An 18180-nucleotide genomic window follows, 5' to 3' on the forward strand; every position below is an offset into this window, starting at 1 on the left:
AGGGGGCTTGGACGATGAAGCTGGAGCGTTATGGACATGGCGGCGATCTGCGGACCGCTGCGGAGCTGTACGGCGCGCCTGAGGGCGGCTTTCTCGACTTTAGCTCGAATATGAATCCGTTCGGGCCTCCGGCTGCGGTGCGGTTGGTTATGGCCGAGAGCTGGTCAGAGCTCGTGCATTACCCGGACCCGGCGGTGCGGGAGCTGACGCAGCGGCTAGCACAGAAGCACGGCGTCGATGCCGCATGCATTCTTGTCGGCAACGGCGCTGCTGAGCTAATCGAGCTGGCGGTACGCGTCCTTCGCCCACAGAATGCGGCTGTAGCGAGGCCGTCGTTCGTCGAGTACGAGGACGCGCTGCGCAAAGCCGGAAGCTGCATTCACGATATTGCGCTGGAGGCGAGCGACGGCTTCCAGCTTAAGCTAGAGCGATTGGAGCGGACGGCGGCTGTGTGCGACCTCGTATTTCTCGGGCATCCGAACAATCCGACTGGACAGCTGCTGCCACGGGCGGTGCTGGACTGGTGCAGGGCGCTTCCGGAGGAGAGGACGGCGAAGGCGGTCATCGACGAGGCGTTCCTAGATTTCGTACCGGAGGAGGAGCAGCTGTCGCTGGCGAGAGCAGCCTCGAGTAAGCGCAATCTGATCGTCATCCGCTCGATGACGAAGTTCTACGCGATCCCGGGTATTCGGCTCGGCTACGCGGTCGCTCACCCTGACGTTATTCGCGGGTTGAAGCAGCTTCAGGTGCCGTGGAGCGTGAACGCAGTCGCTCAGCGAATCGGCTGTGCCGTCCTCGACGATGCCGACTATGCCTCACAGGCACTCGCTTGGCTGCCGGAAGCGCGCAGGTCGCTTGTGGAGGGGCTGCGCCAGCTCGGGCTGTGCGTATACGACAGCGACGTGAACTTTGTGCTGTTCTCGACTCGGCCGCTCGGGCTGCCCGTTCGGGCGCTGCAGGAGGAGATGGGACGACGCGGTGTGCTGATCCGCGACGCCTCTACGTTCGCCGGTCTCGATGAGACGTACGGACGTCTCGCCGTCAAGCGCGAGCAGGAGCATGCGGTGCTGCTGCGGACGATGGCGGAGGCGATTGCTGCGCTGCAGAGAGCAGCGTCGAGTGTATCGCCGACAGTAGACGAAGGAGCAGCGTCGGATATATCGCCGAGAGCTTACGATGGAGCGGCACAGGCGTCTGTAGTGCGCTTGAGAGCCGGAGGCACAATGACAGAGGCGCATAGGGCTGGCGAAGCGAACGATGCTGTATGGGCAGCATCGGCTCCTCCAACAGCTCCACCGACCGCTTCGCAACTGCACGACGCCACAGAGGGGCCGCACCTTGAGAGTAGCGCCACGAGCAAGCCTCCTTCGGTTCTGACGAAGCGGGCGGCAGTCCTCATGCTGCAGGGCACAGCCTCAGACGTTGGCAAAAGCTTGCTGACCGCCGCGCTGTGTCGCATTTTACTCCAGGATGGGAAGCGTGTTGCGCCCTTCAAGTCGCAGAACATGTCACTCAACTCCTATGTGACGCCAGACGGCAAAGAAATTGGGCGCGCGCAAGGGATGCAGGCCGACGCGTGCCGCATCGCCGCCACGACGGACATGAATCCGATTCTGCTCAAGCCGAAGAAGGATATGGTGTCACAGGTGGTTGTACACGGCAAGCCGTACAAGGATCTCGATGCCCGAACGTATCGGGAGCAATATTTGCCCGAAGCGGAGGCGGTCGTCAAGGAGGCGCTCGAGCGTCTGCGACTGTCCTGTGACGTCGTCGTGCTCGAGGGGGCGGGCAGCCCCGCTGAGGTGAACCTGAAGAGCCGCGACATCGTCAACATGCGGCTGGCGGGCTGGGCAGATGCTCCGGTGCTGCTCATTGCCGACATCGATCGCGGAGGCGTATTCGCCTCGCTCGTCGGTACGCTTGAGATTTTGACCCTAGAGGAGCGGGACAGGGTGAAGGGCTTCATCATCAACAAGTTCCGGGGTGATGTGACGCTGCTGAAGCCGGGTCTCGATTGGCTTGAGGCGAAGACTGGCAAGCCCGTGCTCGGCGTCATTCCGTATTTGCCAGAGCTCGGCCTTGAGGATGAGGACTCCGCCTCGCTCGAGCGCAAGCTGTCGGCCGGTACAGTCCAGACAGAGGAGCTGGCGGGTTCGAAGGAAGCATCTGGAGAGGCGACGCCCGCTTCATCCCCGAAGCTCGACATCGTCGTCATTCGCCATCCGCGTCTGTCCAACTTCACCGACATCGATCCGCTGCTGCAGGAGCCGGATGTGCGCGTGCGCTTCGTCAGCTCGGCTGCCGAATTCGGCCAGCCGGATGCTGTCATCGTGCCGGGTAGCAAAAACACAGTCGACGACCTGCTCTACTTGCGAAGCGTAGGACTCGACCGTGCGATTGCGAAGATGGCTGCAGCAGACGGCTGGGTCGTCGGCATATGCGCAGGCTACCAGATGCTCGGGAGACGGCTACTCGATCCGCTGCTCGTCGAGTCTGATCAGCCGGAGCTGGCAGGGCTAGGCTTGTTCCCGACCGAGACGGTATTCGCCGCCGAGAAGCGCACGATCCGCGTGGAAGGCCGCGCCGAGGTGAGCTGGGAGTCGGGTAGAGGCAGTGGTGAGGAAGCGAGCATACATGCCGTTCATGGAGTGCGGCGTACAGCATGGAGGAAGACAAGTGAAGAGTTAGTCGAAGGAATTCGTAAACGGGCCGGTGAAGGGGATACCGAAACGGATAACAAAGGAGTCAGTGAAGGAACCAGTGAAGCCGTCAACGATCAAGCAGCTCGACTGACGCTCTACCCGATTACTGGCTACGAGATTCATATGGGCCGCACGTCGTTCCTCGAGCCTGTCCGCCATCCATTCCGCTTGAAGCCTGCTGATACATTGGTAGAGGGAGCGCATCACGCGCATAACGAGGTCGAGCTTCCAGACGGCTGCATATCGCCAAGCGGCCGCCAATGGGGCACATATGTACACGGAGTGCTGCATAACGACGACTTCCGTCGCGCCTTCCTGAACGAGCTTCGCAAGGAGAAGGGATGGAGCCCGCTTCCAGCCTCCCTTCGCTTTCAGGAGCGCCGAGAGGCTGCGTTTGATCGACTGGCCGAGCATGTGCGGGCGCACTTGGATATGTCGCGAATCTATGAGATGATAGAGGAACCTGTTACACCTGAAGGGGGGAATTAAATAGTATGCGTATTTATACACGTACGGGAGATGCGGGTCAGACGGGCGTCATCGGAGGACGAGTCGATAAGGACGATGTTCGCGTGGAGGCGTATGGCACAGTCGATGAGCTGAACTGCTTCGTCGGGCAGGCGATGGGGTTCCTCGAAGCGGAGCGGGATGTTGATCTGCTGGCTGATCTGCTCGACATTCAGCACGAGTTGTTCGACTGCGGGTCGGACCTTGCGCTGCTCAAGCAAGAGCTGCGTCCTTACAAGGTGACGTCGGAGATGGTCGATCGTCTGGAGACGATGATCGACAAGTACGACGCCGAGACGCCGGACATTCAGCGGTTCATCTTGCCGGGCGGCAGTCCAGCTTCGTCTGCGCTGCACGTATGCCGGACGGTGTGCAGACGCGCCGAGCGCAGAGTCGTGACGCTCGCACGCACGCAGCCGATCAATGACGAGGTGCGCCGATACTTGAACCGGTTGTCGGACTTGTTCTTCACCGTTGCGAGAACGGCTAACCATCGGTGCGGCCAGCCGGACGTCGAGTATGCTCGCAGCGCGGAGGTGTTCCGCAGAAGGTCGAAGGAGTCGAAGGAGACGTCCGATTCCTCGCAGGACAGCTAACACTTTGACAAGCTTGACCCTTGATCAACAATGAGGAGTACATACACCAGCTATGACGAACTATTACAAGCCGCTTGAATATATCGTTCCGCCTGAGGATGAAGGCTTGCTGCTGCGCACCGTGCTGACGAACCGGATGGGATTGTCTCGCAAGCTGATCTCCCGGCTGAAGCTAACCGAGCAGGGCATTACAGTGAACGGCGAGCGCCGATATATCGATGTGAAGCTAGCAAGCGGAGACCGGGTTGCCATCCGGATGCTGGAGGAGCAATCCGACGACATTCTCCCTGAGCCGATGGAGCTGAACGTGCTGTACGAGGATGACGAGCTGCTCGTGCTGAACAAGCAGGCCGGTCTCATCGTGCATCCAACGCATGGTCACTATACGGGTACAATTGCGAACGGCGTCGTCCACTATTGGCAGGAGCGCGGCGTGCGCTTCCGCTTCCGCCCTATACATCGGCTCGACCAAGAGACGTCGGGGACGCTCGCCATTGCGAAGAACCCGTACGTGCATCAGCAAATTTCCGAGGAGCTTCAGGCGCACGGGGTGATGAAGGAATATGTCGCTCTCGTGCACGGGGAGCTGCAGCAGGAGGTGGGGACAGTGGACGCTCCGATCGACCGCAGTCCCGAGCAGCCGCACGTGCGGATCGTGACGCCATCGGGCTACTCCGCGGTCACGCATTACCGGGTCGAGCAGAGGCTGCGGGGGGCTACTCTTGTGCGGCTTCGGCTCGAGACCGGCCGCACGCACCAGATTCGCGTCCATATGAAGCATCTCGGTCATCCGCTCGTCGGTGACAAGCTGTATGGGGCAGGTGGTCACAGCGACGACGATCTGATCGGCCGTCAGGCGCTGCACGCTTGCCTGCTCGCCTTCACACATCCGACGCGCAAGGCGTGGATCACCTTCGAGGCGCCGCTGCCCGACGATATGAGAAGCTGCATCGAACGACTGACCTGATCCTTGGAGTAAGTACAAATCCGCGGTGCTTCCTCTCGCTCGAAGAGGTGCCGCGGATTTTCCTGTTTGTTCGTTTCATGTGTCGGAGGCTAGGAGGTTCGCTCTTATTGCAGCAGCCCCAAGTACTCCTTAAGCACGAGAGACAGATCGTCCATCGCCGCTGATCGGGGCGTCCACGTCTGCTGGAACGTCCGCGGCAGTGAGGCGGGACTGGCCTTGTAGTCGACCGGATAAGGGAGCACGGCGATCCCATTCGCTTCAAAATGCTTCATCGCTCGCGCCATATGAAACGCTGAAGTAATAAGGATCGGGCGCGTATATCCGTGCTGATCCAGCAGCACCTTCGTGAACTCGGCGTTCTCCTCCGTCGTGCGGCTTCGGTCCTCGAGCTTGATGCTCGCTTCCGGGACGCCGAGGCTGAGCAGCGTGCGCTTCGCCAGCTGCCCTTCGTTGCCGGAGTTGGCGTACACCTGCCCGCCGGAGACGATGATCGGCAGCGGCTTCTCTGCATAGAGTCGTGCGGCTGCAACGACTCGCTGCAGCGTATGTCCGGTTAGCTGCCCGACTCCGTCCGGATGCGGCACGCCGTCGATTGCACCGCCGCCGAGCACGACGTACACATCGCCGGTCAGCTTGCCTGGTGCAGGCGGGCTGTAGCGATTCTCAAGACTGCGGACAAGCGGATCGGTGACGAGCGAGATGGAGGAGCCGTACAGTAGTACAGCTGCGACGAGTACGGCGATGCCGGCCTTGCGGTTCAGTCTCGCCCAGCACCACATACCTAGTGCCAGCAGCAGCAGGACGAACAAGCCGGGGGGAAGCAGGAAGCTGTATAACATTTTCAACATATAGATCATGGCAAGTAAGCTCCTTCAGGGACGTGAGTGAGTCGAGTGATTCGGTCGCGCGGTCCAACTTCTTCTAGGATAGGATACGATATGTTGCAGTCAGGAAGCAATTCGCTTCATAAATAATTAACATGATGAAGGGAGCTGGGAGCATGCGTTATAAGGTGGCGCTTCGTGTCGATGGACAGACGGTGAAGGAGGAGGAGCTCGAGATCGAGGAGACGAAGCTGGGCGAGCTGACGGATGAGGAGATCGAGCAGGCGATTGAGGTGAACATTCGCAGCTGGGTCGATCGGATGATCAGCATCGAGTGGGAGGTCGTCGAGGAGCAGGACTAGCCTGTACATTTGCAGGCGGCTTACGCCTCTCGGTATAATGGTAGGGTGGCTTACCGCGTAACGCGATTATTGGATGTAAGGATGGGGAATATGTCGAACGACAACAAGACGCTGACGATCTATGAATACCCGACCTGCGGCACGTGCCGCAATGCGGTCAAGTGGCTGCAGAATGAGGGCTGGGCGCTGACTAAGATTCACATCAAGGAGCAGCCGCCGTCACCGGAGGTGCTGAAGGAGCTCATCGCGATCAGCGGTCTCGATATGAAGAAGTTTTTCAACACCTCGGGCGAGGTATATAAGGAGCTGAAGCTGAAGGATAAGCTGCCGGGCATGTCCGACGAGGAGAAGGTTGCGTTGCTATCCTCGAACGGGATGCTGCTGAAGCGTCCGATCGTTACGAATGGCGTGAAGGCGACGGTCGGGTTCAAGCCGGAGCAATATGCAGAGGAATGGAGTCAATCATAAGCAGGCGAAAGGAAGTGAACGGCTTGCAGCAAAAGAAGGAAAACAAGAGAAAACCGCTATGGTTCATCGGGGCGGCGGCGATGTTCCTGTTCTCACAGCTGAAGGTGATACTGCCTGTATTGAAGGCGGGGAAGGCGGGCGGTGCGTTCCTGACGATGCTGCTGTCAGTCGGGGCGTACGCGCTCTTGTTCCCATGGCAGTTCGCGATCGGGTTCGTGCTGCTCATCTTCGTGCATGAGCTGGGGCATGTGTGGGCTTCAAAACGAAAAGGGATGCCGGTAACAGCAGTAGTGTTCATCCCATTTTTTGGTGCGATGACAAACATGAAGCGATATCCGAAGGATGCGGTTACAGAAGCCTATATTGCAATGGGAGGACCGGTGATTGGATCAATCGGAGCTCTCGCTGTACTTGGGGCTGCTTATTATTTTGACAGTGGTTTGTTGTACAGCTTGGCCTATACGGGCTTTTTCATTAATCTACTTAATTTACTTCCGATAAACCCTCTTGATGGAGGTCGCATCTCGACAGCGGTGACTCGCTGGCTGTGGCCTGTCGGCTTGGTGCTTGGACTTATCGTCATCATCCAGCTGAGCAGCTGGATCTTGCTGATCTTCTGGGCGATGTTCGCTTACGACCTGTATATCAAGTATGTGAAAAACCGCAATCGCGGCGAGCAGTCTGCCGCTGTCTATTCGTTCGAGCTGGACGCCGAGCCGCTGCTGGCGCAAGGGTACATCATTCCAGGCTCGGAGCATCGCCGCGAGCTGGCGTTCCACACCTATACGGATCGCGAGCAGGAGCAGCAGCTCGTTGAGGTGTATTACGAGGGTCTCGCCTTCCGTGGCACGGTGCCGATGCAGAGGCAGTCGATCATTCATCGCGTGCAGCTGGAAGGTGTGAAGCGGAAGCAGACGGAGCAGGGGCTAAGGCTGGAGCTTCCCGTTCGCATCGACTATTCGCCTCACACGAACGATAAGTATTACGAGGTGCCGCCAGCAACTCGTTGGAAATTCGGGCTCGGCTATGCCGCGCTCGCCGGGTCGTTGCTGTACTTGATGCACGTGGTGCACGTGCTGTCGGGCATTGATTTCTAGACGTAGGGTAGAGGAGATAAGCCTGTTATGGTGATCAAGCTGCAATCCAATCGATTAGCCGAACTTGGTTCGGCTATTTTTTCTGAAGTGGCAAGCTGGAAGCAGGAGGTCCTGTCACGCGGTGTCGATGTGATCGACCTCGGCATCGGCAGTCCGGACCATGGTCCGAGCGAACGGGTGCGGGAGGCGCTGCGCGAAGCGGTGTCGGACCCGACGATGTATGGTTATCCGGGTACCGATGGAACGCCGGAGTTCCGACGTACGGTTGCCGACTGGTATCGGCATCGGTTCGGCGTGACGCTTGATCCGGAGCGTGAGATCGTCGCGCTGATGGGCTCGCAGGACGGTCTGGCGCATCTGGCACTGGCGATCACGAATCCCGGCGACATCGCCATCGTGCCTGATCCTGGCTATCCGATCTACTCGGCCAGTCTGGTGCTCGCTGGCGTGACGCCCTACTTGCTCCCGCTGCGTGAGGAGCATCAGTATTTGCCGCAGCTTGAGCTGATCCCGGCGGATGTCCTGAAGCAGGCGAAATTCATTCTGCTCAACTATCCGAGCAACCCACTGTCGGCGGTCGCGACGCTTCCGTTCTTCGAGCGACTTGTTGAGTTCGCGCGTCGTCATGAGCTGTTGATCGTACACGACGCCGCCTATTCGGAGATGGCGTTCGACGGCTTTCGCCCGCCGAGCGTACTCGAGGTTGAAGGGGCGAACGATGTCGCGGTCGAGTTCCATTCGATGTCGAAGAGCTTCAACATGGCGGGCTGCCGCATCGCCTTCATGGTCGGTCACGCTGGGGCAGTGGAGGCGCTGCGCACGCTGAAGTCGAACATCGACTATGGCGTCTTCCTCGCCGTGCAGAAGGCCGCCGCTCAGGCGCTGCGCGATGACATGCTGCCGGGCAGCTCGTCCGTAGCCGCTCTGTACGAGCGACGCCGTGACGTCGTGGTGGAAGGACTGCGTGCTGTAGGGTGGGACATTCCGACACCGAAGGCTTCGATGTTCATCTGGGCGCGCATACCGGACGGCTGGACATCTCGACAAATTTCCCGGGAAATTTTGTATAACGCAGGTGTTGTCGTTATTCCGGGTGACGCATTCGGCAAGGAAGGCGAAGGCTACGTGCGTATTGCGCTCGTACAGGAGGAGGACCGACTGCTGGAGGCGGTGCGGCGTATTGGTGAGTTTCTCAATGGAACGAAGTAGGGAGCTTGCTTGCGTGGTCAAGCGGACTAATCCCGCTCATGCAAGAGGTTCCGCAGCTGTAATAAAAGCCGAGTCCCTGTCGATAGGGAGCTCGGCTTTCGTCTATAGAATGAGGCTCTACAATATGCAATTGTGCAGCTATTCGGTCGCAAGATGATACAACGACGACTCACGGACGATGAGCCGATGCGGAATAATCGTCCGTGTGTGCGGAATGTCCTCCCCCTTGACCGCACGGATCAACACCTGCGAGGCGGTATAGCCGAGCTGGTAGATGCCGATGTCGACCGAGCTGATCGGCGGCGTGGCGAGCTCAGACATGGGCAAGTTGTTGAAGCCGACGATGCTTAAGTGCTGCGGCACGCTGTAGCCGAGCTCGTTCAAGCCGCGCGTGACGCCGAAGGCGACCATGTCGTCCATTACGACCAGTCCAGTCGGACGCTCTGGCAGCGACATCAGGAACGACATCGCCCGGTAGCCGCTCTCCTGCAGAAATTCCCCCTCGACAATCCAATCTTTCCGGAACGGGATATCTGCATCCTTCAGCGCCTTCTTGTAGCCGTTCAATCGGTCCCGCGATACGATTAGATTCGGTGGCCCGCTGACGAAGCCGATGCGGCGGTGACCCTGCTGGATAAGATGCTTCGTTACATCGTAGGCCGCCTGCTCGTTATCGTTATCGACTGTTAAGATCGCCTCATCCTCACTGCGTCCGATCAGCACGAACGGGAAGGAGTGCTCCTTCAGGAAGGCGATGACCGGATCGGCATTGCGCGAGTACAGCAGGATGATGCCGTCGACGCGGCGTCCGCGAACAAGACGAGTGACGGCCTCGACCTCCTCGCGCTCCGTTGTGCCTGTTGTCATCATCAGATCGTAGCTCGAGCGGGTAGCTTGCGAGATGACCCCTCGAATGACCTCAGAGAAGAACAGGTTCTGGAACAGCTCCTCCGCGGAACGAGGCAACAGCAGGCCAAGCGTTTGCGTCGTTTTGGAGACGAGGCTCTTGGCCATGACGTTCGGATGATAGCCGAGCTCCTCCATAATTTCCTTCACTTTACGAATCGTGGCCGGACTGATCCGCGGATGTCCCGAGATGACACGGGATACAGTGGATGGCGAGACACCGGCTTTTTTGGCGACATCCACAATAGTAACATGCATAATTGAAGTACCTCCAGCGAGCGAATGTTGAATGTATTTAAACGTTTAATGAAAACCAAGGGAAGGGGATAAGCGTTATTCATCTAATATTAGCGAAGGTCGGAAGTGTTGTAAACAGCAGTTAGACGTTCATGGGGCCGAGTGAAGGGTATGGTTAGGAGAATATTTACATTAACACCATTATGAAGTTACTATTATACAATGATTGAAGATTTCTTCGGCATTACGAGTACTACATTTTGAATCAGGGACAGATTCAGAAGTCGCTTTCCTATACAAGAATGTGAGCCGATGGAGTCATTATTTATATTCTTTTCAATTGTGATTCTGATCTCCACGTTAGTTAGAGGTACTTTTCAGTGGGACCTATTCACTCTGTCGATCATCGTTATTCCTGCCTTGGTCATGAGTCTAATTGTTGAGAGACTGCTGAAAAAATGAATAAATTGTAGCCCTACTGTTACGTCACATGCGAATATATAGGAAGCAGCCTTAGTCTAGATATTAGATTAGGGCTGTTCCTGTTAATCGTACAGTTATTGCACATAGATTCCGACGAACAAGGAGGCGCAGAACGATCCGTAGGTGAAGGACAATCCGACGATTCGCGATACAAGACAAGTCCGCCGTACGCATCTGATCTATGGCGTAGAGCGTTCGACGCTGAGGTGATCAAGGCTGCGCACGTTGGACCTGTACGATTCATGGGGATAACCGTCGACTATTAGCTACAGTAATCTCACTCCCCATTCAGCACCGCGAACCCAAAGGCCGGCAGCGACAGCTGCAGCTGCCCGCTCAGCGGCGTCACATGGACAGCACCTGTGAAGAAGTCCGTCCAGCTGCCCTCGCCGCAGTTGACCTGCACCGACGCCTCGCGATCCGATGCGTTCACGGCGACCAGCACACGCCCGTCCTCGGTGGCGCGCTCCAGCACGAGCTGCCGCGAGTCAGCTCGTGCGAGCAGGAAGCGTACGCTGCCTTCGCGAAGCGGGGCGAGCTGCTTGCGCATTGCGATGACGCGCTGGAAGTAGGCGAACAGCTCGCGGTCCTGCTGCTCCTCATCCCACACCATACATTTGCGGCAGTCCGGGTCGCCTGCACCGTCCATGCCGATCTCATCGCCGTAATAGATGCAAGGCGTGCCGGGGAACACGAACTGCAGCACCGTCGCCAGCTTCATCAGCGGCTTGCTGCCGCCGCACAGCGTCAGCAGTCGCGGCGTGTCGTGGCTGCCGAGCAGGTTGAAGGCCACTTCGTTCACCTGCTGCGGATAGCTCGCCAGCTGAGCGCCGACTGCGTGCGCGAACCCGGCAGCGTCGAGCCTGCCTCTTGCAGTGAAGCTGAGCACCGCCTCGGTGAACGGGTAGTTCATGACCGCATCGAACTGGTCGCCCTGCAGCCACATCATCGAGTCGTGCCAGATTTCGCCGAGAATGTAGGCGTCCGGCTTCAGCGCCTTCACCCGGTCGCGGAACAGCCGCCAGAATCGGTGATCGACCTCGTTCGCAACATCGAGACGCCAGCCGTCGATGCCAATGTCACGAATCCAATATTCTGCTACTTCTAATAGATAAGCTTGTACCTCGGAATTCTCGGTATTGAGCTTCGGCATGATCGGCTCGAACGCGAACGTGTCGTACGTAGGCACGCCGTCCTTCACCTCCAGCGGGAATTCGCGCACATGGAACCAGTCGGCGTAGCGCGATGCTGCTCCATGCTTCAGCACATCGAGGAACGGCTCGAACGTGTGACCCGAATGGTTGAACACTGCATCGAGCAGCACCCGGATGCCTCTCGCGTGACAGAGGTCCACGAGCTCCTTCAACGTCTCGTTCGTACCGAACTGCGGATCAACCTTCATATAATCCTTCGTATCGTACTTATGATTCGTCGTCGCCTCGAACAGCGGATTGAAGTAGATCGCGTTCACGCCGAGCTGCTGTAGATAATCCAGATGGTCGATAATTCCTTGCAGGTCGCCTCCGAAATAATTCGTCGGCGTCGGCTCCGCGGACCCCCACGGCAGCGCGTTAACCGGATCGTTGTCCGGATCGCCATTAGCGAACCGCTCCGGGAAGATCTGGTAGAACACAGCCTCCTTCACCCAGGCGGGCGGTGCGAACACATCGGCCGGGTTCAAGAACGGATACTCGAACATGTAGGCCGAGTCCTTCGGCTCCTCGGTGAAGAAGCCTTGCTCGGTCATCCACACCTGCTCATCCCCGTGCTCGAGGCAGAAGCCATAGCGCAGCCTGCGGTACGGCGGACGCACCTCCGCCTGCCAATAGTCGAACAGCGCATCGCCCGGCAGCTTGCGCATATCGACATAACCGACGCTTGCTTCCCACATGTACTTATCGCCTGCCAGCACGCGGACGCGCTGGACGTTGTCTTTTTTCGTACGGATGCGGATGTGAATGGTGTCGTTATCATAGGCGTAGGACCAGTTCAGCTTCGGACGGTGGTAGATCGCTTCGAGTACGATGGACATGAGCTAGAGTCCTCCTAATAGGGCAGAATAATGATAGTATGCAAAAAAGGCACAACCCGCTGAACATTGTCATGTCCGAGGTTGTACCTGTTCGGTAGCATTGCCTTTAAATTAAGGCTATTATACCAGCTATCCCTCTGTCTGTAAACGGAACATATCGTTACCAATACGTTCGCTTGCTGCTGTATGCTATAATGGTCTAAAAAAGGTAGGCGGTACTAGACATATGGACGATCGTAAAGTGATGCTGGTAGACGGAATGGCGCTGCTGTTCCGGGGCTACTTCGCCAATTCGTATGGCGGCTATATTCGTAAGACAAGCGCCGGGCTACCGACCAATGCGGTGTACGGGTTCTTGAAATATTGGCTCGACGCCGTTCGGACGTTCAAGCCGACGCACGTCGTCTGCTGCTGGGACTTGTCTGGCACGTCGTTCCGCACGGAGAAGTATGACGGCTATAAGGCGAACCGTCCGGAGGCGCCGCTGGAGCTGATCCCGCAATTCGACCTCGTGAAGGACGTCGTCGCTAGCTTCGGCGTTCCGAACGTCGGCTTGCCTGGCTTCGAGGCGGACGATTGCATCGGGACACTGTCGCGCCGCTTCAGCGAGGAGATGCACGTGCAGGTGCTGACGGGCGACCACGACATGCTGCAGCTCGTCACGGAGCGGGTCAAGGTTATTATTATGAAAAAAGGCGCAGGCAACTACGCCGTCTATGATCCGGCCGTACTGCTCGAGGAGAAGCAGCTGACGCCCGCTCAGTTCATCGATCTGAAGGGATTGGTCGGCGATACGAGCGACAATTATCCGGGCGTGAAGGGGATCGGCGAGAAGACCGCCGTGAAGCTGCTGCTCGAGCACGGCTCGATCGACGGCATCTTGGACAACCTCGGCACGCTGACGAAGTCGGTCAAGTCGAAGATCGAGGCTGATCTGGATATGCTGCATCTGTGCAGGGAGCTGGCGACGATCAAGTGCGATGCGCCGGTCGAGTGGGACATGGAGGCGAGTCTGTGGAATCCGCAGCTGCATCTGGTACAGAGCAAGTTCGAGGAGCTTGAGTTCAATAGTTTGATTAAGGAAGTTGGTAAGCTGTCGACAGTGGCTGCTTCGTAGAATTACGTTCAGTATATTGAGAAAAATAAGCGAAAAACCCTCCTTGCGCACAGTGAAGCTGTGCTCGGCAAGAAGGGTTTTTCTCGTGTCTAGCAATCAGATGATGACTGCACGGGAAGCATCTGCAGCTAGCATCTGCAGCATGTAACGCTGAGATTTAGACACGCTGCAGCCGTGTCGCCAGCACCTGCAGAATGCTGCGTAGCACGTTGCGGTTCTGGGCGCAGCTCGCTACGATCAGATCGCGAGGCAGCTCGAGCAGCACGGTGTCTGTCTCCGCTGTACAATGTGCCGAGCGGGGAGCGCTGTCGATGACAGCCAGCTCGCCGAAGTATTCGTCCTGCTGCAGCATCGCAATCGTATCGGTGCCGCGATGCACGCGGACGCTGCCCTCGAGGATCGCGTACATGACGTCGCCGTGCTCGCCTTCCTTGCAGATCGCCGTGCCTGCGGCCCACGTCGATTCATGAAGCGAGCGCGCAAGCCACAGCATGTCGTCCGGCGGAAGCTGCGCGAACAGCTCGATTCGCTCGAGTGCCGCGATGCGGCGCAGCAGCGCGCGAATCGCTCCGTCGTGCTCCATGCTTGCAAGCGGCGCATGTTCTCTCCGCATAGCATCCACCGCTGCACCCGCCGCCCCTACAGGCTGCGTCGCACTGTCAGCAGTCGAGTCCTCTTGCTTCGGTCTGCGGCTTAGCGCATCGCGCAATCGTCGGGACAGCAGCTTCATCATATCCATGGCGACGAAGCTGTGCTGATCGAAGATGGAGAGCAGCTCCTCCGCATCGAGTCGCAATGCTTGCATCCGAGTCGTCGCGACGGCGGTTGCCGTCCGCTTACCTTGAATGAACAGCGCCATCTCCCCAAGACAATCTCCGGCTCGTAAGCTGCTCACCTGACGACCGTCTCGTACGATCGCCGTCTCGCCATCCGTAATCAGGTACAAGCATTCCCCTACCTCGCCCTGCTCCACGAGAGTGGCCCCCGGTTCGTACTGGACGGGCACGAGACGCTCTGCGATGCGGGCACGGTCCTTCACCGTTAGCTCACGGAACAGAGGCGTCTGCTTCAGCAGTCGAATAGACTCCCACCGTGCGCGATGCGTGGCATCAGCATCCAGTGCCTCGCTTGCCGATACAGCCTGAAGCGAGGCAAGCTCCGCCTCTATCGCTGCGCGCAGCATCGGATCAGGCAGCTTGCGCAGCTTCATCAGCGCATCAGATGCGCTCACGGAAGCATGAGTGGCTTCCTGTGCAGCAGACCAACCATTCATCCAGCGTGTGACGTGCTGCCGCAGCTGGCCCTTGAGCGATTGGTCGACGAGCTCGACTGCGTTCGCTTGCTGCCTGACATCGCCTGTCGTCCAGCTCTGATGGGCATGGACGAGCGTCCTCGACTTCACATGCAATGCCAGCAGCTGGAAGACGCGCCGTCTGATCGACTCCCGCGTATCGGACAGCAGCTCATGCACGATCGAATGCTCGGACAGCTGCATGCTGAGCACCATCTGCTGCTTAGCAAGCTCTGTGTCTAGCGCAAGCTCCGCCAGCGCGTACTGCTCAAGCTGCGCCTCGACGTGTCCCGGCGCGGCCTCCATACCGCGAAGCATCGCCTCGAGCAGCCGATCTCTTAGCTCCAGCTCGGCCCCTTCGTAAGCGTTCAGCAGAAGCATCCAGGAGGAGGGGGTGCCGACCTTCGCACAGACGAGCGGGATATGCAGCGCATTAGTCGTATCCGTTAACGCCTGCTCCAGCATAGGCAGCAGCTCGTCCTCTGGATAAACGGCGAGCGCCTCGATCGCATAGCGCCTCGTCTCGTAATCCTGCAGCCGCGCGAGAAGCGGCTGCAGCAGCGCAGGCGCTCTCAGCGCTCCAGCCGCTTCAATGGCGCGGATGCGCACCTGCGGACTGGCATCGGTCAAGAGCTCCGCCAGCGGCTTGTAGAAGCTGCGAACGCCGATCTGACCGATGATGGCAGCGGCACAGAGCCGCTCTGCCTCGATGCGGCTATCGATGAGCTCCTTCAGCCTCGACACCGCACGGAACATGCCCTCGATGCCGAACTGCTTCACGAGCGCGACGATCGCCGCCGTCTGTAGCGTCAAGTCTGACGAGCTGACGTATTCGCTCACCCGCTCGAGATCTTCCTCGCGTTCATAGACGGCGAGCGCATGGATAGCTGCGGCCCGGACGGCAGTAGGCTGCTCGCTGTCCAGACAGCGAATAATGGCGGGCAGCAGGGACGGGTCTGCCGCTTGCGCCGCCAGCTTAAGCGCCTCAAGCCGTATTCCCTCCACCGGATGAATAAGCAGTTCCGGTATATGCGGTGTGAAGGAAAAGCTTACATGCCGCAGCATCCGGTAGGCCGCCATCGCCTGCTGCGGCTCTTCCGAGTAGAGTGCTGCGAGCAGCAGCTTCCTCGCGCTCGCGTCGAGCATGAGAGGACTGCTCTCCGAATCGTCCTCTGGAGTCCCCCGTGCAAGCGAGGCGGTCAGTGTCTTCATATAGGCCGGCTTGACGCGCAGGCCGGCTGCGATGGCGATCACGAGCAGCAGGAGCACGATGTAGCTGAGCTGCGCGGGCGCAAGGAGAGAGCCCGTGGCGAGCAGGACGAGCGCAGCCAACCCTTTGGCCCCGTTACGGACGACACCGTCCATCCAGCCTTTGGCCGGGCCGCGCCACTCCGGTGCAATCGGGAACATGATGAGCTGGTTGACGGACGAGTGGATCGTATCGCCGACGACCTTGTCGCTGCCCTTGACGAGTACGGCGACGGTCAACACAGGGAGTAGCAGAAGTCCTGAGCTGCCCACGAGGAGCAGAACAGGGAAGACGAGCAGAGCGGTCATCATGCCGAATCGGCTCAGCACCCAGCCTGACACGAGCAGCTGCACGAGCAGCGCGACGATGCCGGATAGACCATAGAAGCTTCCCATGAACGAGGCGAGTGCGTCGTTCTGTAGCTCCTCTCGAATGATCGCCTTGAATTGGTAGTCAATGAGCGTCAAGGCGATAATGAGGGCTGCGCTTAATACGGCGAAGGCCCGAAGATGGGGAGCCTGCGACAGCATCTCCTGCTTGCTGCGACTCTTCGGCTTCACTGACTGTACTGACGAAGCCGATGCTCGTCCAGCATCAGCCTCGTAGCTTCTCGCTCGTGCTCCTCGAGCGCGCAAGACGAGCATGAGCAGCAGCGCGAGCAGCTGGAAGGCAGCGTAGACGAGCAGTAGATTGGCCGTGCCGATGAGCGGCAATATTGCCTTCATTCCGAAGCCGCTCGTGATCGCCCCTGCTATGCCGCCCGCACCGACGAAGCCGATCATGCGCTTCGCCTTGCGCTGGTCCATAATGCCGGTCGCCAGCTGCCAGAAGCAGACGATCATCAGGAAGTTGAACACGTCGACGGCAATATACAGCACCGGGAAGCTCCAGCGCAGCTCGAAGCCAGCGGCGAGTCTGCCCGCCAGCACGAGCGCTGCGATACAAGGGATGAGCCAAGGGAGGAGCGCCTCGACGCGCACCTTCGCCGTAACTCGCTGGAATACGAATCCAGCTGCTATCATCATTAGCGCCTGTGGCAAGTACATCGCCGATAGCGAGGCGTGATCGAATCGGCTTAGGAACAATGTGTCCGCCGCTGTACGTCCGACGGTGGAAGCCGCTGTGACAGAGAACAAGTAGCAGCAGAGCAGCATCGCTTTCGTGAGCTCGTCCCGGTCTGCTTGAACGGTCTTGAGCATGTGTTGAAGTCGGTCAGGTCGCGTAAATATAGCGTGCACATCCTGTCTGTATAGTGTGGGGCGTTGTAACCGTTTTAATCTATTATAGGGGATGTTGGAATGATGCGGAAGTGGGCGCTCACCTCATCGATAGCCCTGCTCCCGGTATTCTCTCGGGGAGAAGCCAGTCACCTGCTTGAACACTCGGCTGAAGTAGTACGGATTCGGGAACTGAAGCCGCTCGCTGATCTGGGCAATGTTCAGCGTAGCATCCTGCATGAGCTCGATGGCTCGCTGCACCTTCAGCCTGCGGTAATACTGGTTGATCGTGAGGCCGGTAGCCGACTTGAATAGACGTCCGAGGTACGTATAGTTCATGCTCAGCGCCTCTGCAATAGCCTCGCTGTCGAACGGCTGCTCTACTTGCTGCGTGAGACATCGAATAATTTGGGACGAGACGGACGTCGGATGGTGCTCGGAGCCCGCCTGCAGGTGCTGATGCAGCAGCTCGTACAGCAGCTGGTACAGGTAGCCGTTCAGTCGCTCGCTTCGCAGCGGCTCGGACGTATGGAATAGGCGCAGCATCGAGCTGAGCAGGTAGGTGACGTGCTCCGGTGACGACACGGTGAGCTGCTTCGGAAGGACGAGCGGCTCGTTCTCCTCGCTGAGCTCAGATGGGACGAAGGAGACCCAGTACCACCTTGTGCCGGGTGCGATCGATTTTTTTCCCCAGTGATGACACCGGTTTTTCAGGAAAAAAACTTGGTTGCTCGTCACCGTATAGTCCACGTTCTCCTCACACACATGCACAGCACCGCTCACAACATACAGCAGCGTATCGATATTCAGCGTGCGGTCGACATGAAGCCACGGCTTCGTGGGCTCGAATACGCCTACGGTTACGAGGCTCGGAATTTCGTTCCGATTGATCATCACCGGATGCTCCATCATATCG

At 58.5% G+C, this 18180-nt stretch carries 13 protein-coding genes; 8 read left to right on the forward strand and 5 right to left on the reverse strand.

The window, feature by feature from the left end; all coding sequences use genetic code 11:
• Nucleotides 1-14 precede the first annotated feature (14 nt).
• The 3 genes from PAE68_RS06520 to PAE68_RS06530 are packed head-to-tail and all read left to right on the forward strand — an operon-like array spanning nt 15 to nt 4772.
• Nucleotides 15-3191 (forward strand): cobyric acid synthase, encoded by a 3177-nt coding sequence (locus PAE68_RS06520; RefSeq protein WP_281885245.1) that lies wholly within the window; start codon nt 15-17, stop codon nt 3189-3191.
• A gap of 5 nt (nt 3192-3196) precedes the next feature.
• Nucleotides 3197-3805 (forward strand): cob(I)yrinic acid a,c-diamide adenosyltransferase, encoded by a 609-nt coding sequence (locus PAE68_RS06525; protein ID WP_281885247.1) that lies wholly within the window; start codon nt 3197-3199, stop codon nt 3803-3805.
• A 52-nt stretch (nt 3806-3857) separates the two neighbouring features.
• Nucleotides 3858-4772 (forward strand): RluA family pseudouridine synthase, encoded by a 915-nt coding sequence (locus PAE68_RS06530; protein ID WP_281885250.1) that lies wholly within the window; start codon nt 3858-3860, stop codon nt 4770-4772.
• 104 nt (nt 4773-4876) lie between these two features.
• On the opposite strand, the gene PAE68_RS06535 is transcribed toward PAE68_RS06530, so the two are convergent.
• Nucleotides 4877-5629, reverse strand: a complete 753-nt coding sequence (locus tag PAE68_RS06535; protein ID WP_281885252.1) for a YdcF family protein — start codon at nt 5627-5629, stop codon at nt 4877-4879.
• A gap of 143 nt (nt 5630-5772) precedes the next feature.
• On the opposite strand from PAE68_RS06535, the gene PAE68_RS06540 reads away from it, so the two are divergent.
• The 4 genes from PAE68_RS06540 to PAE68_RS06555 all read left to right on the forward strand — a co-directional run bounded on the left by PAE68_RS06540 (nt 5773) and on the right by PAE68_RS06555 (nt 8732).
• Nucleotides 5773-5958: a hypothetical protein gene (locus PAE68_RS06540; protein ID WP_281885254.1), complete on the forward strand. Its 186-nt coding sequence runs from the start codon at nt 5773-5775 to the stop codon at nt 5956-5958.
• A gap of 90 nt (nt 5959-6048) precedes the next feature.
• Nucleotides 6049-6426 (forward strand): arsenate reductase family protein, encoded by a 378-nt coding sequence (locus PAE68_RS06545; protein WP_281885256.1) that lies wholly within the window; start codon nt 6049-6051, stop codon nt 6424-6426.
• 80 nt (nt 6427-6506) lie between these two features.
• On the forward strand, nt 6507-7523 hold the full coding sequence (locus tag PAE68_RS06550; RefSeq protein ID WP_397379409.1) for a site-2 protease family protein: 1017 nt from the start codon (nt 6507-6509) through the stop codon (nt 7521-7523).
• A gap of 30 nt (nt 7524-7553) precedes the next feature.
• Entirely contained in the window at nt 7554-8732 is a 1179-nt protein-coding gene (locus PAE68_RS06555) for an aminotransferase class I/II-fold pyridoxal phosphate-dependent enzyme (RefSeq protein ID WP_281890935.1), read from the forward strand.
• A 138-nt stretch (nt 8733-8870) separates the two neighbouring features.
• Here PAE68_RS06555 and PAE68_RS06560 read toward each other — a convergent pair whose 3' ends face one another.
• Both PAE68_RS06560 and PAE68_RS06565 read right to left on the reverse strand, forming a co-directional pair.
• Nucleotides 8871-9896, reverse strand: a complete 1026-nt coding sequence (locus tag PAE68_RS06560; RefSeq protein ID WP_281885260.1) for a LacI family DNA-binding transcriptional regulator — start codon at nt 9894-9896, stop codon at nt 8871-8873.
• A gap of 739 nt (nt 9897-10635) precedes the next feature.
• On the reverse strand, nt 10636-12384 hold the full coding sequence (locus PAE68_RS06565) for an alpha-glycosidase (protein WP_281890937.1): 1749 nt from the start codon (nt 12382-12384) through the stop codon (nt 10636-10638).
• A 232-nt stretch (nt 12385-12616) separates the two neighbouring features.
• Here PAE68_RS06565 and PAE68_RS06570 point away from each other — a divergent pair, with 232 nt between their 5' ends.
• Complete coding sequence (locus PAE68_RS06570; RefSeq protein ID WP_281885262.1) at nt 12617-13507, forward strand: 5'-3' exonuclease; 891 nt, start codon at nt 12617-12619, stop codon at nt 13505-13507.
• Nucleotides 13508-13664: 157 nt separating this feature from the next.
• Here the strand turns inward: PAE68_RS06570 and PAE68_RS06575 are convergent, their stop codons facing one another.
• Both PAE68_RS06575 and PAE68_RS06580 read right to left on the reverse strand, forming a co-directional pair.
• Nucleotides 13665-17246: an Npt1/Npt2 family nucleotide transporter gene (locus tag PAE68_RS06575; protein ID WP_281885265.1), complete on the reverse strand. Its 3582-nt coding sequence runs from the start codon at nt 17244-17246 to the stop codon at nt 13665-13667.
• 123 nt (nt 17247-17369) lie between these two features.
• Nucleotides 17370-18176 (reverse strand): helix-turn-helix transcriptional regulator, encoded by an 807-nt coding sequence (locus PAE68_RS06580; RefSeq protein ID WP_281885267.1) that lies wholly within the window; start codon nt 18174-18176, stop codon nt 17370-17372.
• Nucleotides 18177-18180: the final 4 nt, after the last annotated feature.

Origin of the sequence: Paenibacillus sp. YYML68, from assembly GCF_027923405.1 — a bacterium.
In the GTDB taxonomy this organism is placed as follows: Bacteria; Bacillota; Bacilli; order Paenibacillales; family NBRC-103111; genus Paenibacillus_G.